This is a genomic window from Roseospira marina (genome assembly GCF_014197855.1).
GTDB classification, from domain to species: Bacteria; Pseudomonadota; Alphaproteobacteria; order Rhodospirillales; family Rhodospirillaceae; genus Rhodospira; species Rhodospira marina.
On record NZ_JACIGJ010000012.1, the window covers coordinates 102403 to 127367 of the forward strand.

General features: G+C 69.1%; 27 protein-coding genes, 1 tRNA gene and 2 pseudogenes. 14 read left to right on the top strand and 16 right to left on the bottom strand.

Annotated features, from left to right (window positions below):
- Positions 1-5 precede the first annotated feature (5 nt).
- On the bottom strand, positions 6-1025 hold the full coding sequence (locus tag GGD82_RS15030) for a serine hydrolase domain-containing protein (RefSeq protein WP_150063238.1): 1020 nt from the start codon (positions 1023-1025) through the stop codon (positions 6-8).
- 241 nt (positions 1026-1266) lie between these two features.
- Between GGD82_RS15030 and GGD82_RS15035 the strand changes: the two genes are divergently transcribed.
- The 4 genes from GGD82_RS15035 (at position 1267) to GGD82_RS15050 (ending at position 3883) form a co-directional block, all read left to right on the top strand.
- Complete coding sequence (locus GGD82_RS15035) at positions 1267-2397, top strand: CDP-glycerol glycerophosphotransferase family protein (RefSeq protein WP_150063239.1); 1131 nt, start codon at positions 1267-1269, stop codon at positions 2395-2397.
- 243 nt (positions 2398-2640) lie between these two features.
- Positions 2641-2853 carry a hypothetical protein gene (locus GGD82_RS15040; RefSeq protein ID WP_150063240.1) on the top strand — a complete coding sequence of 71 codons (213 nt, stop codon included), beginning with the start codon at positions 2641-2643 and terminating at the stop codon, positions 2851-2853.
- The gene (locus tag GGD82_RS15045) at positions 2853-3434 is read left to right on the top strand and encodes an ATPase (protein ID WP_150063241.1); all 582 of its coding nucleotides are present in this window, start codon (positions 2853-2855) and stop codon (positions 3432-3434) included. The genes GGD82_RS15040 and GGD82_RS15045 overlap by 1 nt, the downstream gene beginning before the upstream one ends.
- A gap of 110 nt (positions 3435-3544) precedes the next feature.
- Positions 3545-3883 (top strand): HigA family addiction module antitoxin, encoded by a 339-nt coding sequence (locus GGD82_RS15050; protein WP_150063242.1) that lies wholly within the window; start codon positions 3545-3547, stop codon positions 3881-3883.
- A gap of 191 nt (positions 3884-4074) precedes the next feature.
- Here the strand turns inward: GGD82_RS15050 and GGD82_RS15055 are convergent, their stop codons facing one another.
- Positions 4075-4428: an HVO_A0114 family putative DNA-binding protein gene (locus GGD82_RS15055; protein WP_150063243.1), complete on the bottom strand. Its 354-nt coding sequence runs from the start codon at positions 4426-4428 to the stop codon at positions 4075-4077.
- Positions 4429-4617: 189 nt separating this feature from the next.
- On the opposite strand from GGD82_RS15055, the gene GGD82_RS21600 reads away from it, so the two are divergent.
- Entirely contained in the window at positions 4618-5043 is a 426-nt protein-coding gene (locus GGD82_RS21600) for an HD domain-containing protein (protein WP_170284372.1), read from the top strand.
- Here GGD82_RS21600 and GGD82_RS21605 read toward each other — a convergent pair.
- Positions 4935-5366, bottom strand: a pseudogene (locus tag GGD82_RS21605) (phage tail protein); the annotation flags it as partial. The gene GGD82_RS21600 and the pseudogene GGD82_RS21605 sit on opposite strands and share 109 nt — an antisense overlap.
- 2 nt (positions 5367-5368) lie before the next feature.
- Positions 5369-5743: a phage tail protein I gene (locus tag GGD82_RS15065; RefSeq protein ID WP_184123297.1), complete on the bottom strand. Its 375-nt coding sequence runs from the start codon at positions 5741-5743 to the stop codon at positions 5369-5371.
- Positions 5744-5792: 49 nt separating this feature from the next.
- Here GGD82_RS15065 and GGD82_RS15070 point away from each other — a divergent pair, with 49 nt between their 5' ends.
- The 6 genes from GGD82_RS15070 (at position 5793) to GGD82_RS15095 (ending at position 8603) form a co-directional block, all read left to right on the top strand.
- Entirely contained in the window at positions 5793-6065 is a 273-nt protein-coding gene (locus GGD82_RS15070; protein WP_184123296.1) for a hypothetical protein, read from the top strand.
- Positions 6065-7018, top strand: coding sequence for a phage Gp37/Gp68 family protein (locus GGD82_RS15075; RefSeq protein ID WP_150063247.1), 954 nt, complete (start codon positions 6065-6067; stop codon positions 7016-7018). Before GGD82_RS15070 ends, GGD82_RS15075 begins: the two co-directional genes overlap by 1 nt.
- Positions 7015-7302: a hypothetical protein gene (locus GGD82_RS15080; protein ID WP_150063248.1), complete on the top strand. Its 288-nt coding sequence runs from the start codon at positions 7015-7017 to the stop codon at positions 7300-7302. Before GGD82_RS15075 ends, GGD82_RS15080 begins: the two co-directional genes overlap by 4 nt.
- A 3-nt stretch (positions 7303-7305) precedes the next feature.
- A complete protein-coding gene (locus GGD82_RS15085) occupies positions 7306-7704 on the top strand; it encodes a hypothetical protein (protein WP_150063249.1) in 399 nt (132 codons plus the stop codon).
- An 8-nt stretch (positions 7705-7712) separates the two neighbouring features.
- On the top strand, positions 7713-8177 hold the full coding sequence (locus tag GGD82_RS15090; protein ID WP_150063250.1) for a site-specific integrase: 465 nt from the start codon (positions 7713-7715) through the stop codon (positions 8175-8177).
- Positions 8178-8240: 63 nt separating this feature from the next.
- The gene (locus GGD82_RS15095) at positions 8241-8603 is read left to right on the top strand and encodes a site-specific integrase (RefSeq protein ID WP_150063251.1); all 363 of its coding nucleotides are present in this window, start codon (positions 8241-8243) and stop codon (positions 8601-8603) included.
- Positions 8604-8608: 5 nt separating this feature from the next.
- On the opposite strand, the gene GGD82_RS15100 is transcribed toward GGD82_RS15095, so the two are convergent.
- A tRNA-Val gene (locus tag GGD82_RS15100) sits at positions 8609-8683 on the bottom strand.
- Between the two features lie 398 nt (positions 8684-9081).
- Here GGD82_RS15100 and cimA point away from each other — a divergent pair.
- A complete protein-coding gene (cimA, locus tag GGD82_RS15105) occupies positions 9082-10707 on the top strand; it encodes a citramalate synthase (RefSeq protein WP_150063252.1) in 1626 nt (541 codons plus the stop codon).
- Positions 10708-10743: 36 nt separating this feature from the next.
- Here the strand turns inward: cimA and GGD82_RS15110 are convergent, their stop codons facing one another.
- The 5 genes from GGD82_RS15110 to GGD82_RS15130 all read right to left on the bottom strand — a co-directional run bounded on the left by GGD82_RS15110 (position 10744) and on the right by GGD82_RS15130 (position 15527).
- The gene (locus GGD82_RS15110) at positions 10744-11967 is read right to left on the bottom strand and encodes a beta-ketoacyl-[acyl-carrier-protein] synthase family protein (protein ID WP_150063253.1); all 1224 of its coding nucleotides are present in this window, start codon (positions 11965-11967) and stop codon (positions 10744-10746) included.
- An 87-nt stretch (positions 11968-12054) separates the two neighbouring features.
- Positions 12055-12306, bottom strand: a complete 252-nt coding sequence (locus tag GGD82_RS15115) for an acyl carrier protein (RefSeq protein ID WP_150063254.1) — start codon at positions 12304-12306, stop codon at positions 12055-12057.
- 91 nt (positions 12307-12397) lie between these two features.
- Positions 12398-13480: a UDP-3-O-(3-hydroxymyristoyl)glucosamine N-acyltransferase gene (locus GGD82_RS15120; protein WP_150063255.1), complete on the bottom strand. Its 1083-nt coding sequence runs from the start codon at positions 13478-13480 to the stop codon at positions 12398-12400.
- 95 nt (positions 13481-13575) lie between these two features.
- Positions 13576-14826 (bottom strand): class I SAM-dependent rRNA methyltransferase, encoded by a 1251-nt coding sequence (locus GGD82_RS15125; protein ID WP_150063256.1) that lies wholly within the window; start codon positions 14824-14826, stop codon positions 13576-13578.
- A 32-nt stretch (positions 14827-14858) separates the two neighbouring features.
- Positions 14859-15527, bottom strand: coding sequence for a thiamine phosphate synthase (locus GGD82_RS15130; RefSeq protein WP_246163957.1), 669 nt, complete (start codon positions 15525-15527; stop codon positions 14859-14861).
- A 54-nt stretch (positions 15528-15581) separates the two neighbouring features.
- Here GGD82_RS15130 and GGD82_RS15135 point away from each other — a divergent pair, with 54 nt between their 5' ends.
- Positions 15582-16292: a YggS family pyridoxal phosphate-dependent enzyme gene (locus GGD82_RS15135; protein WP_150063257.1), complete on the top strand. Its 711-nt coding sequence runs from the start codon at positions 15582-15584 to the stop codon at positions 16290-16292.
- Positions 16293-16426: 134 nt separating this feature from the next.
- Positions 16427-18580 (top strand): TRAP transporter permease, encoded by a 2154-nt coding sequence (locus GGD82_RS15140; protein WP_150063258.1) that lies wholly within the window; start codon positions 16427-16429, stop codon positions 18578-18580.
- A gap of 156 nt (positions 18581-18736) precedes the next feature.
- Here the strand turns inward: GGD82_RS15140 and cobA are convergent, their stop codons facing one another.
- The 6 genes and pseudogenes from cobA to GGD82_RS15170 form a co-directional block, all read right to left on the bottom strand.
- Entirely contained in the window at positions 18737-19642 is a 906-nt protein-coding gene (cobA, locus tag GGD82_RS15145) for a uroporphyrinogen-III C-methyltransferase (protein ID WP_150063259.1), read from the bottom strand.
- Positions 19643-19709: 67 nt separating this feature from the next.
- Positions 19710-21170, bottom strand: a complete 1461-nt coding sequence (locus tag GGD82_RS15150) for a TrkH family potassium uptake protein (RefSeq protein ID WP_246163958.1) — start codon at positions 21168-21170, stop codon at positions 19710-19712.
- A 133-nt stretch (positions 21171-21303) separates the two neighbouring features.
- Positions 21304-22551, bottom strand: coding sequence for a TRAP transporter large permease (locus GGD82_RS15155; RefSeq protein WP_150063260.1), 1248 nt, complete (start codon positions 22549-22551; stop codon positions 21304-21306).
- A complete protein-coding gene (locus GGD82_RS15160; protein WP_150063261.1) occupies positions 22548-23054 on the bottom strand; it encodes a TRAP transporter small permease in 507 nt (168 codons plus the stop codon). Before GGD82_RS15160 ends, GGD82_RS15155 begins: the two co-directional genes overlap by 4 nt.
- 14 nt (positions 23055-23068) lie before the next feature.
- Complete coding sequence (locus GGD82_RS15165) at positions 23069-24058, bottom strand: TRAP transporter substrate-binding protein (RefSeq protein ID WP_150063262.1); 990 nt, start codon at positions 24056-24058, stop codon at positions 23069-23071.
- A 257-nt stretch (positions 24059-24315) separates the two neighbouring features.
- Positions 24316-24867, bottom strand: a pseudogene (locus GGD82_RS15170) (DeoR/GlpR family DNA-binding transcription regulator); the annotation flags it as partial.
- Positions 24868-24965 lie beyond the last annotated feature (98 nt).

The following is a 24965-nucleotide window of genomic DNA, read 5'->3' on the forward strand; positions in this document are numbered from 1 at the left end:
CCGGTTCACGCCAGATCGAGGATCGGACCGTCGAGCAGATCCATCAGATCCCCGAAATAGCCGCCGGAGCGGGCCGGCTGAGTCGGGTCCGACGTGATCGCCACCGCCAGGGCGCGCTCCGGATGGGCGGCGATCACCTGCCCGCCGTAGCCACGCGCCATGGCATAGCCGGAACCAGTCAGGAACCAGCCATAGCCGTAGTCCATGCCCGACCACGGCGACACCGTGCGCGGCTCCAGCGACGCGCGCATCCAGTCCGCCGAAACGACCTGTGTGCCGTCGAACGTGCCGCCGTCGCGGACCATGGTGGCGACATCCAGCATGGCCCGGGGCGTCAGCGCCATCTGGTTGCCCCCGAAGTAGTAGCCCTGCGGGTCGCGCGTCCAGGGCGGCACGGCGAAGCCCATCGGCTGCCCGAGCCGCTCCCGCGCCTGGGCGAGCAGGCTTTTCCCCGTGGCCTCCGTCAGCGCCGCGCCGAGCACGTGCGTGGACCCGGTCGAATAGATCATGCGCCCGCCCGGCCGGGCCACCATCGGGCGGCGCAGGGCATGGGCGATCCAGTTGTTCGACCCCACCCAGGCGCCGTAATGCGCGCCGGAGGTCGCCTCCAACCCCGCCCGCAGGGTCACGAGATCCTCCAACGTGATGCCGCCGACGCCCTCCGTCGCATCCTCGGGGATGAGGCCCGGGGCGACCGTGCGCAAGGGCGCATCGACGCCGGTCACCTCGCCCCGGTCGATGGCCACGCCCAACAGCAGCGCCACGAGGCTTTTGGAGCAGGACTTGATGTTGGCGGGCGCGTCGAGGCCGCCCCCCCGGGGGGCCTCGGCGAACACCACGTCGGCCCCGCGCCGCACCTGGAGCGAATGGAGTTGGGGCAGCCGTTCGAGCGCCGCGTCCAGCGCGCCGGCCGCCTCCGCCGGGGTCCGGGCCAAGGCGCGCGCGGGCCGCGCCCAGGGAAGGGTCGCCGTCACGGCGAGCGTCGCGGCCATGCGGGCGGTAACGTGGCGTCGGGACAGGGTCATGGGCCCTCCAGGAGCATCGGTCGGCGTCGGGTGGCCGTCTGTGCGGTCCTCCAAAACGTTGGCGTGCGACCGCAGGTGCGCCAGGGGTCCGGGCCGGGCAGGGGATCGTGGAAGGCCGCCCCTCGCCCGTCGACGATAGAAGGGGTATGCCCTAAGGGCGAGGCCGGTCACCGGCCTGAGGCGATCCGCGGCGCATGCGGCCACGCGAGAGGCCACGGTTCGCGGTCACATGAGGAGTCTTATGCCGGACATCGTTTTTTTGTTCATTGGCGGATCACATCAGGTCTTCCATGTCGCGCCGGTGGCGGCAGAGCTGAGCCGGAGTCTTCCGGATGTCTCCGTCGTGTGCCTGTACCCCCACGGCGACCAGGCGACCGCCGACAGCCTGCATCGTGTCCGGGAGGATCTGATCGCCCCCGCCCTGCGGATCGAGGGCGTCCGCGTCCCCCTGCCCGGCCGCGTGTATGCCGCCGTCATCGGCCGGAAGAGCGCGCGGAAGCGGTTTCTGCTGCTGTCGTTGATCCCACGCCTGCGCCGAGCGAAAGCGGTGGTGACGGCGGAGCGGACATCGGCGCGCCTGCGCAGCATGGGCCTGCGGTCCACGCTGATGATCCAGTTCCGGCACGGGGCAGGCGACCGGGCGCCCCGCTCGGAACGCCGCTTGGCCGCGTTCGATCTGGTCGTCGTGCCCGGCCCGAAGGACCTTCAACGCGCCCTCGCCCAGGGCTACGTGCCGGCCGAGAAGCTGCGAACCTGCGGCTATGTGAAGCTCGACTTCTTCACGGATCCGGCCCGACGCATCCCGCGTGTGTTCGACAACGAGCGGCCGACCGTTCTCTACAATCCGCATTTCGATCCGGAGATCTCGTCCTGGCCGGTGGCCGCCGAAGTGATCGACCGCTTTCGCCACCAATCCCGCTACAACCTGATTTTCGCGCCGCACATCCGGGTGTCCGAAAACATGGGCGCGGCCGAGCGTGACCGCTGGCAAAGCCTGGCCGAGCCGGGGAAAATTCTCATCGACCTGGACTCCCCCCGCCTGGTCGACATGACGTACACGCTGGCGTCGGATGTGTACCTGGGGGACATGTCCAGCCAGCTGTACGAGTTTCTGATCCGGCCGCGTCCCGCCGCCTTCATCAATGCCCATCACGCGGCGTGGCGGCACAACGCGCGCTTCGCGGGCTGGGCGCTGGGGGAGGTGGCGGAGAGCGTCGATGCGGTGCTGACCGCCATCGACACCGCCGTCGCCGGGCATCCGGCCCAGATCGCGCGGCAAACGGCCGCCGTGCGGGAGGCGTTCGGCGAGGTCTCCGGCGCCGCCGCGCGGGGGGCGGAGATCGTCCGCGCACAGATCGCCAGCACGCCCTGATCCCGCGCGGGGATGGAACGGGCGCCCGCGCGTCTCAGGCGGTCGGGCGCCCCGCCGGGGTGCGTGTCGGCCTCACGCCTCTGCGTCAGAAAACGATTCGTCCGGTTGCGTGCGAAATGTGGCCCCTTGCCAGCGGCCAAATCCGAACGCACATCGGTGCCTCCGCACGGCTGTGGCACGGGCGGGGGCTCCTCGCTGCGTGCGGTTCGGGCCAAAAGAGCCATGACATTGGAGACCCAAGGGATGTGTGACGATGACCCGATCTGGCGCGATCTGATACAAGGTCTTACACAGGACGATGGGGCGGCCGCACGGTCGCATCTGGACGCGGGCCGGCCGGTCTATTCCATCGCGGACGATATGCCACCGGGATTGCTTCGGAAGGACCACCCGGACGGCCGGGCAGAGCTGATCCGGTTCGACCGACAGGGCGATCAGGTGGTGCGGCGGCTGTGATGGCGAACCCCGAGACCAGCCCAGAGTTATGGGTCGTGTGCGGCCCGAACGGGGCCGGCAAGTCCACGATCGCCAGCCGACACCTGTACAGGCGCATGCCCATCATAAACCCCGACATCATCGCCCGCGACACGGCCGTCAGCGCGCCGGCCGCCGGCCGGGCGGCGGTGCTGGAACGGGCGTCGCTGTTGAGCCGGCGGCAGACGTTCGGCTGGGAAACCACGCTTTCGGGACGCGGGGAGCTGCGGTTTCTGCGCGAGGCGCGAGCGGCCGGCTATCGGATCACGGTCGTTTTTGTCGGCGTGCCGAGCCCCGTTCTGTCGGACAGCCGCGTGGCAACCCGGGTGGCCAGCGGGGAGCACGATGTGCCGACCCGCGACCTGACCCGCCGGTTTCATGGCAGCCTGCGGAACCTGGCCGAGGTGTTTGCCCTCGCGCATCGTGTGGTGCTGGCCGACAATGGAACGCGGCAGTATCGGCTTCTGCTGACGTGGGAAGACGGAGCCGTAACCCAGCGAGCGCCCACTCTTCCGCCCTGGGCCCGCGCGGCCCTTCCCGCCGAGGTGCTGGGGGAGTGCTAAAGCAGCAAGGGGATCGGATGATCATAAGGACGGGGCGTTTCAACGAACAGACGCGCCGCACATCGAAGGCCAAATTTGGGGGCAGGGTCCGCGTCGATGCGCTTTGATGCATGGGCAAGACTGGCGACGTGAATGACGTTGAACGTGTAAGCTATTCTCGGGAGGGCATCGTGGTCCCTGTGCATCCAGGTCGTTTGCTGAAAAGAGAAATGGCGGCCCGCGGCCTTTCCACAAAGGCGCTCGCTTCGGCCCTCCATGTGCCGGCAAAGCGTATCTCTGCCATCCTGAAAGAGCGCCGTGCCATTTCAGCGGATACGGCCTTGCGGCTCGGGCGTTACCTGGGAACCGGGCCGGAGGTGTGGTTGGGCATGCAACGGGATTACGACGTGGCCGTGGTACTGCGCGATCACGGGGCGCAGATCGAGGCCGACGTAAAGCCGGCGGAATAGGCGCGCGCCCGCACGGCGGCCACGACAGCCCCATGTGATCGCGGCGGCGGGCGGCACACCGACCAACACCTCATGGACACGATGCGCACGCCCAGCAGCTTCGGCCGGCACCCCCTACGGTCGTCGAGAACGGAGTCCGAGCCCCCTATAGCAAGGAACGGCGCCGACACTCAGGCCATCGTAGCCGTCCCCTACAGAACGAACATGGTGTTGATCTCGCCATAGGGCACAACCAAGTGGTCAGCGGTGCGGGTCAGGAGGCCCAACTTGGTCAATGCGTCCACGTCCGCCTGGACGCTTTCCTCGTTGCGATGCAGCCCAGCCGCCAGCGCCTGGACGGTGCGCACCTCGTGATGCCGGACATACCGCAGCAGGGCCAATCGCCTAGCGGTCAGGGCTGCCCGCAGAGCCGGAAGATCAATGAAGGTAACGTGGCGCTCGTCGACCTCTTCACCGCGCTCGGCCCGATGCCAGGCGTCAACGAAGCGCCGCCCCATGTCTTCGAGGGTGCCGACCTGCACGGTCACGGTATCGCTGCCGCTCATAGGTCACCTCGAACAGTCCTCACATCGGCCACAACGTCGGCGAGCAGAGCCTCGACCGTGGTGACGGTGTAATGTTGGAACGGGATTTTAGGTCGGATCCACGCGGCGACGCCAGCCTGCCGAGCGTGACAGCCACCCAACACAGCCCTACTATTCGGTGTTCTCCCCTTCACCCCCAGGTGTATCGGCATGGCATGGGTCCCGCAGGTCTCGCCCGAACAAGGCTGGGCCAAACTTCGCCATGACCCGGAAACGGGCCGCATCGTCTCCTGGCACAGCCTTCCGGCCCACAGCGCCGATGTCGCGGCCTGCCTGGGCGCCGTCCTGGCCGTTCCGTGCATACGACACAGGCTGGCCGCTCTGGCCGGATACGACCACCTTCCAGAGGCGTGGACCCCCCGCCTTTTCGCCGTGGCGTTCCTGCATGATTTCGGGAAAGCCTGTCCGGACTTTCGCGCACAGTGGACCAAAGGACAGGGGCGCCGGGGGCACGCCTGCGTCGCGTATTGCAGGCTGGCGTCGATCTTCAGCGTGATGTTCGCGGTCGACCCCACCACGGCCTGGATCTTCAGGGCCATGTCGTTGGAGGCCCCTTCCGCAATCACCGGCTTGTAGGTCTCCGGCCAGTTCGCCAGCAGGATCAGATCCCCGTCCGCGTCGAAGGCGCCCACCTCCCGGATGGTCCAGCCCCCCGTTTGCGGCGGGATCACTAGCAGGGCCTCCAACACGGCCTCATCCGCTGGCGTGCGGCTGATCCCGGCCGGCGTGGAACGGTAGACCTCGTGGACCAACGCCGTCGCGGTCTGCTCCGGGGTCACGGGGGCGCCTCCGCCGTCGCCCACGGCCATGTGGGTCAGCTCGACGGCCTGCCCGGTGACGAGCCCGTTAGCGATCTTGGCGGCGCCGATGGTGGTAAGAAGACCGTAATACGCGGCCATGGTCAGGGGCCCTCCGTGGCGGGATGAACGGTGAGTGTGGAGACCATGGAGACGGCAGCACCCGCGTAGGACGGGCCGGTCACGGTGATCTCGGACGGGGTCCAGGGCAGGACGGTGCCGCCGACGACGAAGGCGCCGGCGTACACGGCGGCATCCACGCGCCCGACCGCGCGGATGCCGGTCAGGTGCGAGCGGACGTTCTTCGCGGCGCGCGCCGTCCGTTCGATCTCGGCATAGGTCCGGGCGGTGACCGCGTGGTCCATCACGTCCACCTCAACCCGGAACGTGTAGGGCTCGGCCGGCGGATCGTCGTCGGGCCACTCGACCAGCCGGGTGTCGTAGCCCAGGGAGGCCAGGGCGCGCCTGGGGGAGGCCATCAGCAACGCGCTTGCGGCGGTGGAGCTTGGTGGCGACGCGCCGGGCGACATGATCGTTGCGCGGGTGCTGGCGGTTCCGGTGGCGGGGGGCGATCCGTCGCCCTGCATGGATGATCCCTGTCTGAAGTACAGTTGGTACGAGGTGAGTTCGGCTGTTTCGCTTGAAGACCTGTTGGCAACCCTGCCCGACCTCGCGCATCCCCCGTTCACACTCTTGGAGGTGGACGCCGACCTGGACGAAATCCCGCCGGAGCTTCAACGCCACCTGGAATGCGCCGGCGGCCCTGACGACAGCAGGTCGGGCGCGGAGGAGGGCGCATAATGGGCGAAAACTCCCGCATCGAGTGGACCGATCACACCTGGAACCCCTGGATCGGTTGCACCAAGGTCTCGCCGGCTTGCGATCACTGCTACGCCGAGGGCGTCGGGCGCCGCCTGAGTGTGCCCTGGGGGCACGGCCAGCCACGCCGACGGGCCGCCGAGTCCACATGGCGCCAGCCGTTCGCCTGGGACCGGAAGGCGAAGCGGGAAGGGCGGCGGTACCGCGTGTTCTGTGCGTCCCTGGCCGATGTGTTCGACGCGGAGGTGCCGGACGCATGGCGCGACGAGATGTTCGCGGTCATGGCGCTCACCCCGCACCTGGATTGGATCGTCGTCACCAAGCGGCCCAAGGTCGCACGGGACTATCTGACGCTGGGTCGAGACGCTGGGAACGGCGTCCACATGCCCCCTCTCTGGCACATCGGCATGACGCAGGACGATCCGTCCTGGCCGGACACCCGGGATTGGCCGCTGCCCAACGTCACCCTGTTGGCCAGCGTGGAAACCCAGGCGATGGCCGATCTTCGGATCCCGATCCTGCTCGACACGCCAGCCGCGCGGCGCGGGCTGTCCGTCGAGCCCCTGCTGGGGCCGGTGGACCTGACACCGTGGCTGGGGAAACTCGATTGGGTCATCTGCGGCGGCGAATCCGGCCCGTATGCCCGGCCGATGCATCCGGATTGGGCGCGATCCCTGCGCGATCAGTGCGCGGCGGCGGGTGTGCCGTTTTTCTTCAAGCAGTGGGGGGAGTGGCGTCCGCCGCTGCATGGGGAGCCTTACGACACCAGCCGGGGGCGCATGCAGCGGACGCCAGCTTTCATCGTGGCGCACGACGGGTCTGTCCACTGCTTCCAACCCGACCACATCGTTAATGGGCGCACCATGGTCCGCGTCGGCAAGCACGCCGCCGGCCGTCTGCTGGACAACTTAGAATACGATGGGCAACCGATATGACCCTTCCCAAGAATCGGGATGCTCTGGTTGAAATCATCGCACGGGCGATATGCGCCGACGATCTTATTGACCGTGAGGACATCGACGACAACTGGCCGCTGTACGAGCGCCCGGCCGCCGCCGTGCTGGCCTCCATTGAGGCGACCCGATGCTGCGTTGTGCCGATGGATCCGACGGAAGAGATGATGACCGCCGCCGAGGAGATGTACATGCCCATGGGCGAGATGATTGCGGCGTGGGATGGGGCCGTTTCCGCGCGTCCCTACGCGCAGCCGGAGACCTGACCCATGGGCGCCGTGTCCACAGACAGCCGTCCTCTCGGCCCGACGCTGATGACCGTTGTTGAGGCGGCGCGGGCCGTACATCCTGACATGGCGCCGCGCGTGTTTCAGGCCACTGCTGATCGGCTTGGAATCCGCTATCACCGGCTCGGGCGCAGCCGTTACTACAGCACGGAAGCGATCCGGCAGGTGATCGAGGGGACGACACAATGCCCAGACGTGGAACCGGCCCGCGACTCCGGTGGAGGCGCGGCCAATGGGTCATCCGGTGGACTGTCGACGGAAACAGCCGTGAGCGTGGCACAGGCACGGCAGATAGCCGCGAGGCTGAAAAAGCCCTCGAAGCATTCCTCGCGGAACGCCGAGAGCGGCCCGCCGGCAAACGTCCTGCCGATCAGACCCTGATCGCGGACATGCTCTCTGCATACGCGGAAGAGCACAGTCCGGACCTCGCCAGCGATGCCGCGCGCGAAACCTTGGCCTACAACATCGATGCTCTGCTGGGGTTCTGGGGGGCCAAGACGGTCTCTCAGATCAGCGGCGAGATGTGCCGGGCCTACGCCGCCCATCGCCAGCGCGCGGCAGGCACCGTCCACCGGGAACTCTCCGTCCTGTCGGCGGCCATGGGCCACGCCGTGAAGGCGGAGCGCCTGGACGCGCGCCGGCCGATGTGGATGCCGGCGAAAGGACCGGGCCGCGAACGGTGGCTGACCCGCCAGGAGGCCGCCGCGTTGTTGCGGGCCGCCCGCACGGAACCACAGTGCCGTGCGCACCTGCCCCTGTTCATCCTGCTAGGGCTGTACGGTGGGGCCCGGCCCGGCGCGATTCTGGAACTGCGCTGGGATCAGGTCGACCTTGCCCGGGGCCGGATCGACTAGCGGCCGGCGGGGCAGCGCAAGACGGCGAAGGGTCGCGCTCGGACGCCGATCCCCCGCAAGCTGATGACCCATTTGCGGAGCGCCCAGCGAAAGGGCTGGCCGTCCGGTCCGGTCATCCACATCGATGGCCAGCCCGTGGCAAGCGTGAAGAAGGCCTTCGCGTCCGCGTGCCGCCGGGCCGGACTGTCGGACGTGACGCCGCACGTCCTCCGCCACACCTGCGGCACGTGGCTCGCCCAGGGCGGCGTGCCGTTGTGGGAAGTGGCCGGGTATCTCGGGCACACGATGGCCCGGACGACGGAGCTGTATGCCCACCATTCGCCCGACCACATGAACCGTGCGGCGGCGGTGCTGGACGGACGTAGCGTGACCGGAAGCGTGACCGGATATGAAAAAGGGGCTACGGGAAAGCCCGTAACCCCTTGATTATATGGTGGGCGCGGCTGGGATTGAACCAGCGACCCCTACGATGTCAACGTAGTGCTCTCCCGCTGAGCTACGCGCCCGCCGAGGGACATTCCCTTCCCGGAGGGCCGTCCTTTTACTCCGGCTCTGGGGGCTTTGCAAGCCCTTTGCGTGAGAAAAACGCCACCACCCGCTCCCCCCTCCCTTCACCTCCCTCCCGAACCCGTCACCTGGCCTCACCCGACCGAGGGCCGCAGCACGGCGGCGGAAGGATGGAGACATGGGGGCGCGCCGATAGCCGTCCCGAGGCGTGCCCCCGGGGCGTGACCCCGCGCCGTTCCACCACCGCAGGACCGCCCCTTCGGCGTTGCACCCTGCCCCGGGCTGGTGCACTCTGCTTCGTTCCGGTGAACGCGCGGGCCAGGCTTCGCGTGGCGTGCGGCATCGCCTTCGATACCGCCCCATCCTCGGGGCGCAGACGGTCAGGATACCCCCACCGATGAGCACTCCCCGCGTTTATCTGTTCGACAGCACCCTGCGCGACGGCGCGCAGACGCACGGCGTCGACTTTTCCGCCGCCGACAAGGCGGCCGTCGCCCGCTCGCTGGACGCGCTGGGGATTGATTACATTGAGGGCGGCTGGCCCGGCGCCAACCCGACCGACGACGCGTTCTTCTCCAACCCGCCGTCGCTCTCCCACGCCCGCCTGTGCGCCTTCGGCATGACCCGGCGCCCCGGCCGCAGCGCCGACAACGACCCCGGCCTGCGCGCCCTGCTGGAGGCGGAAGCCCCGGTCGCGGTGCTGGTGGGCAAGAGCTGGGACTTCCAGTGCACGGTCGCCCTCGGGGTCGAGCCCGAGGAGAACGTCCGCATGATCGCCGACAGCATCGCGCTCATGGTGCGCGAGAAGAGCGAGGCGATGTACGACGCGGAGCACTTCTTTGACGGCTTCAAGGCCAATCCGGACTACGCCATTTCCTGCGTCAAGGCGGCGCTGGAGGCCGGCGCCCGCTGGGCCGTGCTGTGCGACACCAACGGCGGCACCTTGCCGCACGAGATTGAGACCACCATCGCGGCCGTCGTCGCGGCCGGCGTGCCGGGCGACCAGTTGGCCATTCACTGCCACAACGACACCGACAACGCGGTCGGCAACTCCCTGGCCGCCGTGCGGGCCGGCGTGCGTCAGGTCCAGGGCACGATCAACGGCCTCGGCGAGCGTTGCGGCAACGCCAACCTGATCTCCGTCATCCCCAGCCTGACCCTGAAGATGGGCTTCGATGTCGGCCTGAAACCCGACGGCCTGACGCGCCTGACCGAGGTCTCGCGCGCGCTGGACGAGCGCCTGAACCGGGCGCCGAACACGCACGCGCCCTACGTCGGCGCGTCCGCCTTCGCGCACAAGGGCGGACTGCACGTCTCGGCGGTGGAAAAGGACCCACGCTGCTACGAGCACATCGACCCCGCCCAGGTCGGCAACCGGCGCCAGATTCTGGTGTCGGATCAGGCCGGGCGGTCCAACGTGCTGTCGCGGCTGCGCGAGATCGGCCTGGAGGTCGATCCCGACGAGCCCAAGGTGGCGCGCGTGGTCGAAGAGGTGAAGCTGCGCGAGTTCAAGGGCTACGCCTACGACGGCGCCGGCGCGTCGTTCGAGCTGCTGGCCCGCCGCCTGCTGCACCGGGTGCCGGACTACTTCCGCCTGAACAGCTTCCGCGTCATCGACGAGCGGCGCTGGAACGCCAAGGGCGAACTGATCACGCTGTCGGAGGCGACCATAAAGGCCGTCATCGGCGATGCGACCTACATGACGGTCGCCGAGGGCAACGGCCCGGTCAACGCGCTCGACGCCGCGCTGCGCAAGGTGCTGATGCCGGTCTATCCGGAGCTGCGCGACCTGCGGCTGGTGGACTACAAGGTGCGCATCCTGACCCCGGACGCCGCCACCGCTGCCGTCACCCGGGTGATGATCGAAAGTGCCGATTCGGAGGGCGCACGCTGGACCACGGTCGGCGTGTCGCCGAACGTGATCGACGCATCCTACAACGCCCTGCACGATTCCATCACGTACAAGCTGTTCACGGCCGGCGTGCCGGCCCTGGACAACACCGGCGCGGCCGCCGCCGAATAGCCGAAGAGGGGCGCGGCCGGCGCCCGCCGGCGCGCCTTACGCGGCGTCGGTGCGGCGCACCGCCAGCACGGCGTTCAGGCCACCGAAGGCGAAGCTGTTCGACAGCGCCACCCGCACGGCGCCCTCGCGCCCGGTGCCGGTGACCACGTCCAGCGGACAGGCCGGGTCCAGCTCCGTCAGGTTGAGCGTCGGCGGCACGTAGGCGTCCTGCAGCGCCACGACGGCGGCCACCAGTTCCAGGCCACCGGCCGCGCCCAGGGCGTGGCCGTGGAAGGATTTGGTCGACGTGACCGACACGGCGTCCGTCCGGTCACCGAAGACCGTCCGGATCACCTTGGCCTCGGTGGCGTCGTTGGCCGTGGTCGCGGTGCCGTGAGCGTTGATGTGGTCCACATCCCCGGGCGCGAGACCCGCATCGTCCAGGCAGGCCTGCACCGCGCGCGCCGCGCCCTCGACCGAGGGAAACGTAATGTCGCCCGCGTCGGCCGACATGCCGAACCCGATCATCTCCGCCTGAATCGGCACGCCGCGCGCCACGGCATCGTCCCAGCGCTCCAGCACGAACACCCCGGCGCCCTCGCCGATCACCATGCCGGTGCGATCCTTGCTGAACGGCCGACAGGTGTCGCGGGAGACGACGCGCAGCGCTTCCCAGGCCTTCAGGTTGCCGAAGTTCACCAAGGCGTCGCTGCCGCCCACCACGGCGCGGTCCACCATACCGCTGCGCACCATATGGAAGCCCAGCCCGATGGCGTGGTTGGCGGTGGCGCAGGCGCTGGTGACGGCGAAGGCGGGACCGGTGATGCCGTGCGCCATGGTGATCTGGCTGCACGCCGCGTTGCCCATGGCGCGCGGCACGGTGAACGGATTGACGCGGTTCTTGCCCTCTTTGTAGAGACGCGCGAACCCCTCCTGAAACGTCGAAATACCAGCCCCACCCGTCCCGACGATGCAGGCGGTCCGCGCCGCCATCGCGGGATCGGCGCGGAAATCCAGCCCGGCCATGGCGATGGCTTCGTCGGCGGCGGCGAGCCCGTACTGGGCGAACGGGTCCAGCAGAGCCAAGCGATCCTTGCCGAACCGGGCCAGCCCGTCAAAGGCGCGCACCTGCCCGACCACCGAAATGCCCTTGGGGACCTCGTCCATCCCTTCGGGGGCGGCCAGACCGCCCGCGTGGGTGTGAAGGGCACGGCGGAAGGTCTCGACGTCGTTCCCGATCGCGGAAACAACGCCCATGCCGGTGATGGCGACGCGGGTCATAGGGTGGGAATCCCGTTCGGAGGACGCGGGGAAAACACCGCGCGGCACGATGCGGTCCGATCGGCGGGCCGGGAGTGCCGCGCGCGGTCAGCCCTGCTTTTCGACTTCGGCGGCGACGGCGTCGATGATGTCGCCGAGCGTTTCGAAATCGCTGTCCATGGTGTTGGCGTTGTAGGGGACCTCGATATCAAACTCTTCCTCGACCGCGAACACGATCTCGACGAAGTCGAGGGAAGAGATTTCCAGGTCCTTGATTCGGGCGTCACGGCTCAGCCGGTCGCGGGTCAGCTCGGTCTTGTCGACGACGATGTCGTAGATCTTCTGCTCCAGATCGCTCATGGTGTCCGCCCGTTGTGGTCTTGGTCTTTGTTTTAAATCCGTGTCCGCCCGAGGGCCGGTATGCTCTCCGCGCGCCCCGCCGCACCGGCGGTCAGTTCCGCCCCGCCGCGGCGGCGGCCTTCAGGGCCTTCACGTCGCGGAACAGGTGTTTCAAACGGCCGGTCAGCATCAGCATCTCGAACGCGCGCTCCCGCTCGACCGCCGGGGTTCCGGCGTAGACCGCGCGGCCTTTCAGCGACTGGCCCACGCCGCTGCCCGCCGCCACCACGGCGTCGTCGCCGATGGTCACATGGTCCGCCACGCCGACACGGCCGGCGAGCACGACGCGGTCGCCGATGACCGCACTGCCGGCGACTCCGGTCTGACCGCAAATCATGCAGTGCGACCCGACGGTGACGTTATGCCCGATCAGGACGAGGTCGTCGATCTTGGTGTGATCGCCGACGCGGGTATCGCTGAGCGTACCACGGTCGAGGCAGGCGTTGGCGCCGACCTCGACATGATCGCCCAGGGTCACGGCGGCCAGCGAATAAATGCGGACGAGGCCCTGGTTGGTGGCCTCGACGCGCCCGCTTTCCTTGGCGCTTTCGACGCTGCCCTTCTCCGGCGTGACGAAGCTGAAGCCGTCAGCGGCCAGGCTCGCGTTGTGATGCAGGATGACGTGCGATCCGATGGTGCAGCCGGCGCCGATGCGCACACCCGCATGGATCAGCCCGTTCGGCCCGATGCGCACCCCGGCCCCGATGGTCACATGGGATCCGATGGCCGTGCCCGCACCGATCTCCGCCCCGGCCGCGATGTGGACGAAGGGGCCGACGGCCACGCCCTCGCCCAGGACGACCCCGTCCTCGATCACGGCGCTGGGATGGATGCCCGGCGCCACCGGCGGCGGCGGGGCAAACGCCGCCGTCAGGCCCGCCATGGCCAGCCGGGGCCGGCCCACGCCCAGGATCGCGCCCACCGCGCCCTCGGGCACCGCATCGACCGCGTCCGCGGCGACCACGGCGACCCGCGCCGGGCTGTCCGCCAACAACGGCAGCAGAGCGGGGTCCATGGCGATGGCCACGTCCTCCGGTCGGCGCGCCTCACGCGGATGGCAGGGGCGCAGGACGGGCAGGGTTCCGTCCCCGTGCAGGGGGACGTCCAGCAGGGCGGCCAGATCGGCGGCGTTCATCAATACGGTCCAAGGTCGACGGGGGAAAAAGACACCTCGACCATAGAGACTCGACCGCCCCAGGGCAATGCTCGCGCCCGCCCTCTGCCCCGCCTCTAGTCGAGCGCCAGCAGCACCCCTTTCAGATAGGCCGTTTCGGGCAGCGCGGGATGCAGCGGGTGGTCCAGCGCGGCGCCGGTCTGGGCCAGGATGCGGGCGTTCCGCTCCGCCTGGGTCACCCCGCGCGTGACCTCCGCCAGGAAGCGGTCGGCCGGCATGTTGTGGGAGCAGGAGGCCGCGAACAGAACCCCGCCCGGCTCCACCAGCGCGGCCGCCATGCGGGCCATCTTGCGGTAGCCCTTGGCGCCGGTCGCCAGATCCTTGCGCGCCTTGACGAAGCTGGGCGGATCGCACACCACCACGCCGAAGCGCCGGCCCTCCCGCGCAAACTCCGCCATCACCGCGAAAGCATCGCCCTGGCGCGTCTCGACCCGGTCGCCCACGCCCGTTTCGGCGGCGGCCTCCGCCGCCAGGGTCAGCGCGGGCGCGGCCGAGTCCACGCAGAGCACCGAGGTCGCCCCCGCCGCCGCGCCGGCCAGCCCGAAGCCGCCGGCGTGGCTGAACACGTCCAGCACCGTCCGCCCCTTGGACAGCCGGGCCACCAGGGCGTGGTTGTCGCGCTGGTCGAAGTACCAGCCCGTTTTCTGGCCGCCGGTCAGGTCGGCGCGGTAGGTCACCCCGTTCTGCCGCACGGCCACCGGCCCGTCCGGCACGGTACCGTGAGTCCGCACACCCGCCACCGGCAGGCCATCAAGCGCGCGGCCGCCGGTGTCGTCGCGGATCACGACGCCCTCGGGCTTCACCACGGAGTCGAGCGCCTCCAGCACCTGGGGCAGCAGGCGGTCCATGCCGGCGCTGTTGGCCTGGACGACACAATACCGGTCGAACCGGTCGATGATCAGACCGGGCAGGCCGTCCGCCTCCGCATGCGCCAGCCGATAGAACGGACCATCCACCAAAGCCTCGCGCAGAGTGCGGGCGTGGTGCAGACGCTCCGCGATCAGGGCCGTGGTCACCGCGACGTCGGGCTGGGGCGCCAGTACGCGCAGGGCAATCAGGGAGTGCGGATTGAACAGCGCGGTCGCCAGGGGCTCGTCGCCCGCGTCCTGCACCGTGACCACCGTGCCGGGCGGCAGCGCCTTGGCCGCCGGGGTCATCTCCACTTCGTTGGAGTAGACCCAGGGATGGCCGCGCCGCAGCCGCTTCGACTGCCCGGCCTTCAGCACCACGCGCGGATGGGGCGGCTGGGCCGGGTCGAACGCGGGCGTCGTCTCGATCGCGTCGGCGGGGGAGATGTCGGCGGTCATGGGTCACGATCCTTTCATGGGGTCGGCGGGTCTTACACCCGATGGCCCGGTGCCGCCCACCCCGAAACCGCCGCCAGTCCGACAACGCAGCCCGGCGGAAGGCGGCGGGCGGTCACGGCGGTGATCCCGCCCAGCGCCACCAGCGGCAGGCCAGCGCGGGCCGCCAGCCGTGCAAACCGCACGGGTCCCAGCACGGGCGCGCCGGGGTGGCTGGCGGTCGGGAACACGGGCGACAGCACGGCCACATCCGCACCCAGGGCACGGGCGCGGGCCAGCGCGCGGGGGCCGTGGGCGGCGACGCAGAGCCAGCGCGGCCGGCCGGCGCGATGCCAGAGCAACAGGGGCGCCAGAATACCGTGACGCGCCAGTCCCTCCGGCAGATGGAGCCCGTCCGCCCCCAGAACAACCGCCCGCCGCGCATCGCCCGCGACCAACAGGCGCACACCGAGACGGCGGGTGAGCCGGCGCAACACCCGCCCCTGGCGCTCGGCCCCCGCCCGATCCAGGCCGTACGGCCGCCACAGCAGCGCCGCGCCCCGGGGCATCCGCGCCAGCATCGGCCCAGGGTCGGGCAGCCGGACCGGATCGCTGACCAGCCAGGCGCGCGGCAACGCCCCCCCCTCCGGCGCACGGGCCGGCTTCAAGCGGGCCGCGGCTCTTGCTAGGGTATCCGCCGACGCCATGTGAGTGTGTATCGTCACGCGCTCTCCCTATCCCTCCATCGGATCCCTAATCCTTTCACCGGACCATTCACCGTGACCGCTTCGCAGACCACCGCCGACACCTGTCCCGACATCGCCGCCAATCTGGCCGCTGTCCAGGCCGAAATCGCCACCGCCGCCCGCGACGCCGACCGCGACCCGGCCACCGTGACCCTGGTCGCGGTCTCCAAGACCCATGGGCCGGAGCGCGCCGAGGCCGCCCTGACGGCCGGGCACCGGGTGTTCGGCGAAAACCGGGTGCAGGAGGCGCAGTCGAAATGGCCCGCCCTGCGGGAACGGGTCCCGGACCTGGAGCTGCATCTGATCGGTCCGCTTCAATCCAACAAGGCCGCCGACGCGGTTGCCCTGTTCGACGTCATCGAAAGCGTGGACCGGCCCAAGCTGGCCGCCGCCCTGTCCCGGGAGATGGAGCGGCAGGGGCGCCGGCCGACTTGCCTGATCCAGGTCAACACCGGCGAAGAGCCGCAGAAGGCCGGCATCGTCCCCACGGAAGCCGATGCCTTCATCGCACACTGCCGCGACGACCTGGGCCTACCGGTCACCGGGGTCATGTGCATTCCGCCCGCCGACGAGGAGCCCGCGCCCCACTTCGCCCTGCTGCGTCAGATCGCCCGCCGCAACGGGCTGGATGTGGTGTCGATGGGCATGAGCGGCGATTTCGCCATCGCCGTCGGCCAGGGCGCCACCCACGTCCGCGTCGGCACCGCCATCTTCGGCACCCGGCCGAAACCGCCAGCGCCCTGACCGGGGCGCCCCGCCCCGATCGCCCCGGATCGGGGTCCCCTGGGCCGGGTTGGCACGCCGACCGGGCCCGTGCACACTAGCCCCAACCAAGCCGCGTCGAAAGAGCGCGGGATTCGACAGGGGAGAGGCGCACCATGGGGCAGGCACCCGGGACGGCGAGTCCGGACGATCACGGCCATGAGACCGAGGTGGGCGAGGTCAGCACCATCGCCCGGCCGCTGCGGGGGCCGCTGCGGCACGCCGTGTTCGCCATCGGGGTCGTGACCGCCGTCACCCACATCTACCTCAACACCTTCGGCACCATGGCGGAGCTGCGGTTCGCCGCTCTGCACTTCGGCCTGTTCGGCCTGATGTGCGCCCTGCTCTACCCCCTGTTCCCGGCCCGGACCCGTGCAACGCGCCGCGTCGTGCTGGGCGTGGACGTGGTTCTCGGCGTGCTGTGCCTGCTGACCACGGCCTATCTGTTCCTGTTCGAGGACGCGTTCTACGACCGGGGCATGAGCTTCGATACCTGGGACTGGATCGTCTCCGGCGTGGCGCTGCTGCTGGCGATGGAGTTCGCGCGCCGCTCCTCCGGCTGGCTGATCCCGATCCTGATCGTCCTCTCCCTCAGTTACGCCATCCTTTGGGGCCCCTGGGTGGACGGGGTGTTCCACTTCTCCGGCCTGTCCGCCGAAGTGATGATGATGCGGACCTACTTCACCGGGGACGGCCTGTACGGCCCCATCGCCCGCATCAGCTATTCCTACGTCGCCATGTTCATCCTCTTCGGGGCGTTCCTGGTACGCTCCGGCGCGGGCGATTTCATCATCGATCTGGCCCGCTGCGCCGCCGGGCGGTTCGTCGGCGGCCCGGGGCTGGTGGCGGTGTTCGGCTCCGGGCTGATGGGCTCGATCTCCGGCTCCGCCGTCGCCAACACCATGAGCACCGGCGTCATCACCATCCCCCTCATGAAAAAGGCCGGCTATCCGCCCCGCTTCGCCGCCGGGGTGGAGGCCGCCGCGTCCACCGGCGGACAGATCATGCCGCCGATCATGGGCGCGGGCGCCTTCATCATGGCGAACTACACGCTGGTGCCGTACGTGGACATCGTGGCGCTGTCGGTGCTGCCGGCGCTGATCTACTTCCTGTCGGTGGCCGCGTTCGTGCGGGTGGAGGCGATCCGCCAGGGCCTGACCGCCCAAACGGCCGAGGACGGCAAGACCCTGCGGCAGGTCATGAAGGAGGGCTGGCACTTCCTGCTGCCCATCGGGGTGCTGATCGTCCTGCTGATCCAGGGCTTCACGCCCACCTACGCCGCCGGGATCTCCATGGGGGCGGTCGTCGTCGCCTCCTGGCTGTCACCGAACCGCATGGGGCCGCGCGCCATCCTGGAGGCGCTGGCGGAGGGCGCGCGCATCGCCACCACCATGGCCATCCTGCTGGTCGCCGTCGGGGTGGTGGTCGCGGTCATCGCCACCACGGGCGTCGGCAACACCTTCAGCCTGATGATCAACGACTGGGCCGGCGGCCAGCTCTGGATCCTGCTGATCCTGATCGCGATCGCCTCCCTGGTGCTGGGCATGGGCCTGCCCGTCACGGCGGCCTACGCCGTGCTCGCCCCGCTGTCCGCGCCCGCCATCAACGATCTGCTGATGGGCGACCACATCGTGCAGGCCATCGCCGCCGGAACCGTGCCCGAGCCGATGGCCATGACGGTGGGGATGCTGCTGCCCGACCTGGCGGGCACGCTGGGTCAGCCGATGCCGCTGGCGGAGGCGCAGCAGGTCTGGGCGCAGATCTCCGCGCTGCCCGGGGATTTCACGTCCGGATTCGCCGGGCAGCTCGTGGACGCCACCACGGTCTCGATGACGCTGCTGGCGGCGCATCTCATCATCTTTTGGCTGTCGCAGGATTCGAACGTGACGCCGCCGGTCTGCCTGACCGCCTTCGCCGCCGGGGCCATCGCCGGCACCAAACCCATGGCCACCGGCTTCACCGCCTGGAAGATCGCCAAGGGCCTGTACATCGTGCCGGTGCTGTTCGCCTACACCGCGCTGGTCACGGGCTCCTGGGCCGAACAGCTCGAGATTTTCGTGTTCGCCGTGCTGGGTGTGTATGCCTTCGCGGGCACGTTCCAGGGCTGCCTCGAAAGCCCCCTGCGCTGGTACGAGCGCCTCGCGACCGGGATCGCCACCGCGCTGCTGCTGTGGCCGCACGGCACGCTGGCGATCCATCTGACCGGGGCGGCCGTGCTGGCGGCGATGGTGGCGCTGTCCTGGCGGCGGAAGGGGGCTGCGGCGGGGTGAGACCCGTGGCGGATGCGTGGTGACTCATCCGTCAAGCGGCTCCGGCCCGCTCCCCCACCCGACCGCCCACGACAGTATTCTTGGGGTGGTCGGGTGGGGGGAGCGGGCCGGCAACGGGCTTCAACGGTCCTTGTCAAAGACCGTTGGTAAAAGCCCCTACTCCGCCGCGTCGGCGGCGGAGTAGGCGGCACCATGGCCCGTGGCGGGCGGCGCCAGTTCGGTCGGGTCCCACCAGCACCCCAGTTGCTCGCGCAAACGCACCACCTCGCCGACGACGACGATGGCCGGGGCCTCCACGCCATGGGCGTCCCGGTCGGCGACCGCCCGGCCAAGGGTCGATGTCACCACCCGGTGCTGCGGCGTGGTGGCGGAGCAGATGAACGCCAGCGGCTCGTCGGGGCTGCGCCCGGCGTCCATGAGGTGCCCGACGATGATCGGCAGGTGCTTCACCGCCATGTAGATCACCAGCACCGAGGCGCTGCGCGCCAACGCCGGCCAGTCCAGCGTGTCGGGCACCCGACCCGAGGCGGCATGGCCGGTGATGAAGGCGATGGAGGCGTTGGTGTCCCGCGTCGTGGCCGGGATGCCGGCGTAGGCCAGCCCACCGATGCCCGACGTGATGCCGGGCACCACGCGGAAGGGCACGTCGGCCTCCACCAGGGCGCGGGCTTCCTCGCCGCCGCGGCCGAAGATGAACGGATCACCGCCCTTCAGGCGCAAGACCCGCCGTCCGTCCCGCGCCAGCGCGATCAGGCGGTTGCTGATGTCCGGCTGGCTGGCCGAGGGCTTGCCGCCGCGCTTGCCGGCATAAATGATCTCGGCATCGGAGCGGGCCAGCGCCAGCACGTCCATGTTGACCAGGGCGTCGTGCACGACGACGTCCGCCTGGCCCAGGGCGTGGGCGGCGTGCAGAGTCAGCAGGCCAGGGTCGCCCGGTCCAGCGCCGACCAGCCAGACCCAGCCAGGCTGGAACGGCGGCAGCGCGAACGGGACGGAGAGACGGACGCGATCGGGCCGGGGCTCCGTACCGCGCCGGTCGGTCGAAAACGGGGTCGTCGTCATGACCCCCGTTGTACACCCGGGGCCGGGATCGCGCCAAGGCCCGAAACCGGGCGGAAGGGCCTCGCCCCTAGTCCCTCCAGAACCGGGGCACGAACAGCACCAGCACGGTGAACAGCTCCAGCCGGCCCATCAGCATGCCGGCGGACAGCAGCCACTTGGCGGTGTCCGGCAGCGTCGAGAAGTTGCCCGCCGGCCCGATCACGTCCCCCAGGCCGGGCCCCACGTTCGAAATCGCCGTGGCCGAGCCCGAGATCGCCGTGACGTGGTCCAGCCCGGTCATACCGAGCAGCATGGCCAGGAACGCCACCGACAGAGCGTACATGAAGAAGAACGCCATGACGGCCTCGGCGACACCCTCCTGGATCGGCTTCTTGTTGTAGTGGGGGATGAAGACCCCGTGGGGCTGCAACAGCCGGCGCAGCTGGATCGCCGCCATGGCGCCCAGAATCTGGAACCGGAACACCTTGATGCCGCAGGACGTGGACCCCGCGCAACCCCCCACGAACATCAGGCAGAACAACACCGCCACCGGCGCGCCGCCGACCACGCCGCCCCACTGCCAGTAGTCCGCCGTCGCGTACCCCGTGCCGGTCATCACCGAAATGGTGTTGAACGCGGCATAGCGCAGCGCATCCAGGACGCTCATGCCGCCCTCGTCCCACAGCCACCACGCCACCACCAGAACGGCGAACAGCACGGTGCCGAGGAACCAGTGCACCTGGGTGTCACGGAACAGCGCCAGCGGCCGCCCGCGCACCACCTGCACGAACAGCAGGAACGGGATCGCGCCCACGATCATGCCCACCACGATGATCCAGTCCACCGCCGCCGACCGGAAGAACCCGACCGAGGCATCCTTGGTCGAATACCCCCCCGTGGCGATGGTGGTCATGGCGTGAACGGTGGCGTCCAGCGGCGACATGCCGGCCCAGACGAGACTCAGGCCGCAGATCAGCGTCAGCGCCACATAGATGGTCACCAGCCAGGAGGCGAGGCTGGCGGCACGCGGCACGACCTTTTCCTGGGTTTCGAACGCCTCGACCTTGAACATCTGCATGCCGCCGACCCGCAGCATGGGCAGGATCGTCAGGGCCATGATGATGATCCCCAGCCCCCCCAGCCATTGCAGCACGCCGCGCCAGAGCAGCAGGCCCGGCGGCATCAGGTCCAGGCCCGACATGACGGTCGAGCCGGTGGTGGTGATGCCGGACATGGCCTCGAAATAGGCGTCGGTATAGCTGATGTTCGGGTCCGCCAGCATGAACGGCATGGCCGCGAAGCCGGGCAGGATGATCCAGCTCAGCGTCGTCATCAGGAACGCCTGACGGAGCGAGAACTTGAGCTGCGCCGATCGGTTGGCCAGCACCAGAAGCACCCCGATGAACAGGGTCAGCGCGGCCGCGATCACGAACACCAGCCAGTCCGGGTTCGCGTACACATAGTCGACCAGCGCCGGGATGATCATGCCCAGCGCCAGGATGGACAGCAGGAATCCGATCACCAGAAGGATCGGGCGATGGTCGATCACGCGGCAGCCCCCGACGGACGGACACCCCCGCAGGCGTGGCGGGATGTGTCACCATTGCCCCAAGTCGGCGCCGGGCGCAACCGGCAGGCACGCATCCGGGGATATCGAACCGCCAAGCGTGCCCCCCTACGGCTCAGATCAGAAGCGGCCCGTAGGCGACGAGCAGCAACACCCCGACCAGCGTCAGCAGATAGGGCAGCACGGCGCGGGCGATGGCCTGAAGCGGCAGCCCCGTGATCGAGGAGGCGACGAACAGATTGATCGCCACCGGCGGTGTGACCATGCCGATGGCCAGCCCGACCACGAGCACGACGCCGAAATGCACCGGATCCAGGCCGATCTGAAGCGCCAGCGGCAACAGGATCGGGGTCAGGATGATCAGCGCCGAGGCCGTTTCGATGAACACGCCCGTCGCCAGGATCAACAGCAGAATCAGCAGCAGCAGAATCCACGTGTTGGTGGACAGCGAGAGCACGAAGGCCGCGATGGCGCCGGGCACCTGCCAGCTCGACAGCGTCCAGCTCAGCACCGCCGAGGCGGAAATCACGAACATGATGACGGCCGTGGTGACGCCGGCGCGCACGATCAGGCGGTAGAGATCGGCGAGCGTCTGGTCACGGTAGACGAACAGCGAGACCAGGATCGCGTAGTTGACAGCGACGACGGCCGCCTCGCTCGGCGTGAAGACGCCCGAGAAAATCCCGCCCAGGATGATGATCGGCGTGATCAACCCCCAACTCGCGGACAGGAGCGTGCGCCCGATCATCCGCAGCGAGAACGCCGTGCCGCGCGGATAGGAGCGGCGGTAGGCCTGCAGGATGGCGATCACCGCCAGCCCCACGCCCATGGCCAGGCCGGGCAGGACGCCGCTCAGGAACAGGTCCGCCACGGATTCCTGCGCGATCACGGCATAGATGATCATGGGCACGGACGGCGGGATCACGACGCCGATGGTACCGCTGGCCGCGATCAGGCTGGCGGCGGCGGCGGGATCGTAGCCCTTGCGCTTCAGCTCCGGCACGAGGCTGGAGCCGACGGCCGCCGTGGTCGCGGCCCCCGAGCCCGAGATGGCGGCGAAGAACATGCCGGCCAGGATCGACGCGATGGACAACCCGCCCTTGAGGAACCCGAACAGGCTGTCGGCGAACGCCACCAGCCGGCGGCTCACCTGCCCCTGCGCCATGACATCGCCCGCCAACACGAACATCGGCACGGCCACGAGCGCGAAGGAATTGATGCCGGCAAACATCTGCTGGGGCACGACCATCAACGGCATGCCCTGAAGGTGCAGCGCCGCCATGGTCGCGCTGCCGATGGCCAGCGCGATCGGCAGACCGAGCAGCAGGAAGACGACGAACAGAACGGCGAGGACGAAGCTCATGAGGTCGCGGGTCCTCGCGGCGGGCGCGGATCGGGGCCGAATAGCCCGCGCACCAGATCCGACAGGCAGAGCAGCGCCATCAGCGCCGACGCCAGCGGCATGACGGCGTAGACGTAGCTCATCGACAGCCGCAGCGCCGGTGACTTCTGAAAGCCCTGCATGATCATGTAGCGGTACCCGATGACCGCGAGGGCGACCAGGAAGGCGAGGGCGACCAGCCGCGCGACGGCGACGGTCCCCCGAAAGACCCGGGGCGGCAGCGCATCGGTGAGCACGGTCACCGCGATGTGCCGCCCCTGCTGAAAGGCCAGCGCGGCGCCCAGGAACGTGATCCAGATCAGCAGGAAGCGGGCGACCTCCTCCGTCCAGCTCACGCTGGTGAAGAAGACCCGCGAGACGATCTGCAGGGTAATCACGGCGGTCAGCGCCACCATCCCAACGAACACGGCGGGGCGGAGGACGGCACCGACGGCCCGGTCGAAACGCGCCAGCCAGGTCAGCATGTCCGGTCGGCCTCTCAGTTCAGCTCCGCGCGGATGCGCTCCAGATAAGTGCCGAAGGTCTCGCCGTAGGTCTCGTACACCGGCTGGACCGCGGCGCTGAAGGCGGCGAGGTCGGCGTCATCGTCGATCTCCATGCCACGGTCGCGCAGGTCGGCGAGCTGCTTGTCCTCCATCTCGGCGTTCACCTGCCGCTCGTACACGGCCGCGTCGTGGGCGGACTCCACGATGATGGCCTGCGCGTCCTCCGACAGCTCATTCCAGACCGGCATGCCCATCACGAACAGGGCCGGCGCGTAGGTGTGGCGCGTCATGGTCATGTATTTTTGGGTTTCGTTCAACTTGAAGGCGTGGACCACGTTCACCGGGTTTTCCTGCCCGTCGATGGTGCCCTGCTGCATGGCGGTCAGGGCCTCGGTCCAGGCCATCGGGATGGCATCGGCGCCCAGCGCACGGAAGGTGTCGATGTAGACCGGGTTTTCCATGACGCGGATGCGCAGACCGTCCAGGTCGGCCGGGGTGTGAACCGGGCGCTTGCTGTTGGTCAGGTTACGGAACCCACGCTCGGCGTAGGCCAACCCCTTGAGATTGACCTCGGACAGCCGGTCCAGAAGCTCCTGGCCCACCGGACCGTCCAGCACGGCATAGGCGGCGTCGCGCGACGGGAACAGGAACGGCAGCTCGAACACGGCCATGTCCTCAAGGAAGTTGGACACCGGGCCGTTGGTGATGACGCCCATGTCGACGGTGCCGATCTGCATGCCTTCCAGCAGGGTGCGCTCGTCGCCCAGGGTCGCGTTCGGGAAGATCTCGATGGTGATCGCCCCGTCCGACCGCTCGGCCACCAACTCCTTGAACCGGGTGGCCGCCACGTGAAAGCCGTCCTGCTCGTTCACGACATGCGCCAAGCGCAGGGTGGTGGGGTCGATCTCGCTGCTTTGTGCCGCCGAGGCCCCCAGGCCCACCGCCGAAACGGTCAGAGCGGCGAAAACCATCAGGTTCTTCATTCGTGTCCTCCGAAGACGCGACCGGAGGGCGCCCCTCGCCCCGCGTCGTCATGCGTTGTCCGTGTGAGTCGCCGCGGTCCGACGGCGTCCGGGAATAGGGTGCGGGCGGGGGTCACCGACGGATCCGCCATCGGGTCGAATAACACCGGCGACGGCAACGGGGTCAAGCCGAGCCGTCGCGCGCCGTGCGCTTTCAACTCTTTCGGGCAACAAAGGAACGACACGGGGGCGCGGAAGCGCGTTCCTATTGCTCGGGATCAGGCGTGGCGGACCGAATCGGTCTCGGCGGTCAAGACACGGATGCCCCGGTCCTCGAACGCGCGGCGGTCCGCGTCCCGCAGGCCGGAATCCGTAATCAGGGTGTGAACCAGCTCCACACCCCCCAGAAGAGCGAAGGAAATCAGCCCGATCTTGGAGGAATCCGCCACCAGATAGGTTTCGGCGGCCGCGTTGATCATCGCCTTCTTCACGTAGAGGTCGGCGAAGCCGGGATAGGTCAGGCCGGCGTCGAACGACAAGCCGCCGACGGCCAGGAACAGCTTCTGGGCGCGCAGGTTGCCGAAGAACGCCGCCGCCTTCTCCCCGGTCACGGACAGGGTCGGCGCCTTGAACTCGCCGCCGGTCATGTGGACCTGGTTGGTCGGCTCGGCGCCCAGGATCAGGGTGATGTTCAGGGCGTTGGTGATGACCTTCAGGCCGTGCCGACCGGTCAGGTTCTTGGCGACCTCGGTGGTGGTAGACCCGGCGTCGAGGATGATGGACTCGCCGTCCTCGACCAGCGAGGCCGCCATGCGGCCGATGGCGCTTTTTTCTGGTTCATGACGGAATTCCGGGGAAGGCGTCGCGGATTTTGAGGAAGAAGTAGGCGTCATCGCGGAAGCCGTAGGCCATCCGCTTGATGACCTTG

What these genes read in the sequence shown, in the direction of transcription:
- cobA (WP_150063259.1), bottom strand. Translation starts at nt 19,642, where the DNA reads ATGACGACGACCCCGTTTTCGACCGACCGGCGCGGTACGGAGCCCCGG.
- GGD82_RS15045 (WP_150063241.1), top strand. Translation starts at nt 2,853, where the DNA reads ATGGCGAACCCCGAGACCAGCCCAGAGTTATGGGTCGTGTGCGGCCCG.
- cimA (WP_150063252.1), top strand. Translation starts at nt 9,082, where the DNA reads ATGAGCACTCCCCGCGTTTATCTGTTCGACAGCACCCTGCGCGACGGC.
- GGD82_RS15035 (WP_150063239.1), top strand. Translation starts at nt 1,267, where the DNA reads ATGCCGGACATCGTTTTTTTGTTCATTGGCGGATCACATCAGGTCTTC.
- GGD82_RS15095 (WP_150063251.1), top strand. Translation starts at nt 8,241, where the DNA reads ATGACCCATTTGCGGAGCGCCCAGCGAAAGGGCTGGCCGTCCGGTCCG.
- GGD82_RS15080 (WP_150063248.1), top strand. Translation starts at nt 7,015, where the DNA reads ATGACCCTTCCCAAGAATCGGGATGCTCTGGTTGAAATCATCGCACGG.
- GGD82_RS15040 (WP_150063240.1), top strand. Translation starts at nt 2,641, where the DNA reads ATGTGTGACGATGACCCGATCTGGCGCGATCTGATACAAGGTCTTACA.
- GGD82_RS21600 (WP_170284372.1), top strand. Translation starts at nt 4,618, where the DNA reads ATGGCATGGGTCCCGCAGGTCTCGCCCGAACAAGGCTGGGCCAAACTT.
- GGD82_RS15155 (WP_150063260.1), bottom strand. Translation starts at nt 22,551, where the DNA reads ATGAGCTTCGTCCTCGCCGTTCTGTTCGTCGTCTTCCTGCTGCTCGGT.
- GGD82_RS15140 (WP_150063258.1), top strand. Translation starts at nt 16,427, where the DNA reads ATGGGGCAGGCACCCGGGACGGCGAGTCCGGACGATCACGGCCATGAG.
- GGD82_RS15160 (WP_150063261.1), bottom strand. Translation starts at nt 23,054, where the DNA reads ATGCTGACCTGGCTGGCGCGTTTCGACCGGGCCGTCGGTGCCGTCCTC.
- GGD82_RS15085 (WP_150063249.1), top strand. Translation starts at nt 7,306, where the DNA reads ATGGGCGCCGTGTCCACAGACAGCCGTCCTCTCGGCCCGACGCTGATG.
- GGD82_RS15115 (WP_150063254.1), bottom strand. Translation starts at nt 12,306, where the DNA reads ATGAGCGATCTGGAGCAGAAGATCTACGACATCGTCGTCGACAAGACC.
- GGD82_RS15075 (WP_150063247.1), top strand. Translation starts at nt 6,065, where the DNA reads ATGGGCGAAAACTCCCGCATCGAGTGGACCGATCACACCTGGAACCCC.
- GGD82_RS15050 (WP_150063242.1), top strand. Translation starts at nt 3,545, where the DNA reads ATGGGCAAGACTGGCGACGTGAATGACGTTGAACGTGTAAGCTATTCT.
- GGD82_RS15125 (WP_150063256.1), bottom strand. Translation starts at nt 14,826, where the DNA reads ATGACCGCCGACATCTCCCCCGCCGACGCGATCGAGACGACGCCCGCG.
- GGD82_RS15055 (WP_150063243.1), bottom strand. Translation starts at nt 4,428, where the DNA reads ATGAGCGGCAGCGATACCGTGACCGTGCAGGTCGGCACCCTCGAAGAC.
- GGD82_RS15030 (WP_150063238.1), bottom strand. Translation starts at nt 1,025, where the DNA reads ATGACCCTGTCCCGACGCCACGTTACCGCCCGCATGGCCGCGACGCTC.
- GGD82_RS15065 (WP_184123297.1), bottom strand. Translation starts at nt 5,743, where the DNA reads ATGGCCTCCCCCAGGCGCGCCCTGGCCTCCCTGGGCTACGACACCCGG.
- GGD82_RS15070 (WP_184123296.1), top strand. Translation starts at nt 5,793, where the DNA reads ATGATCGTTGCGCGGGTGCTGGCGGTTCCGGTGGCGGGGGGCGATCCG.
- GGD82_RS15090 (WP_150063250.1), top strand. Translation starts at nt 7,713, where the DNA reads ATGCTCTCTGCATACGCGGAAGAGCACAGTCCGGACCTCGCCAGCGAT.
- GGD82_RS15120 (WP_150063255.1), bottom strand. Translation starts at nt 13,480, where the DNA reads ATGAACGCCGCCGATCTGGCCGCCCTGCTGGACGTCCCCCTGCACGGG.
- GGD82_RS15110 (WP_150063253.1), bottom strand. Translation starts at nt 11,967, where the DNA reads ATGACCCGCGTCGCCATCACCGGCATGGGCGTTGTTTCCGCGATCGGG.
- GGD82_RS15165 (WP_150063262.1), bottom strand. Translation starts at nt 24,058, where the DNA reads ATGAAGAACCTGATGGTTTTCGCCGCTCTGACCGTTTCGGCGGTGGGC.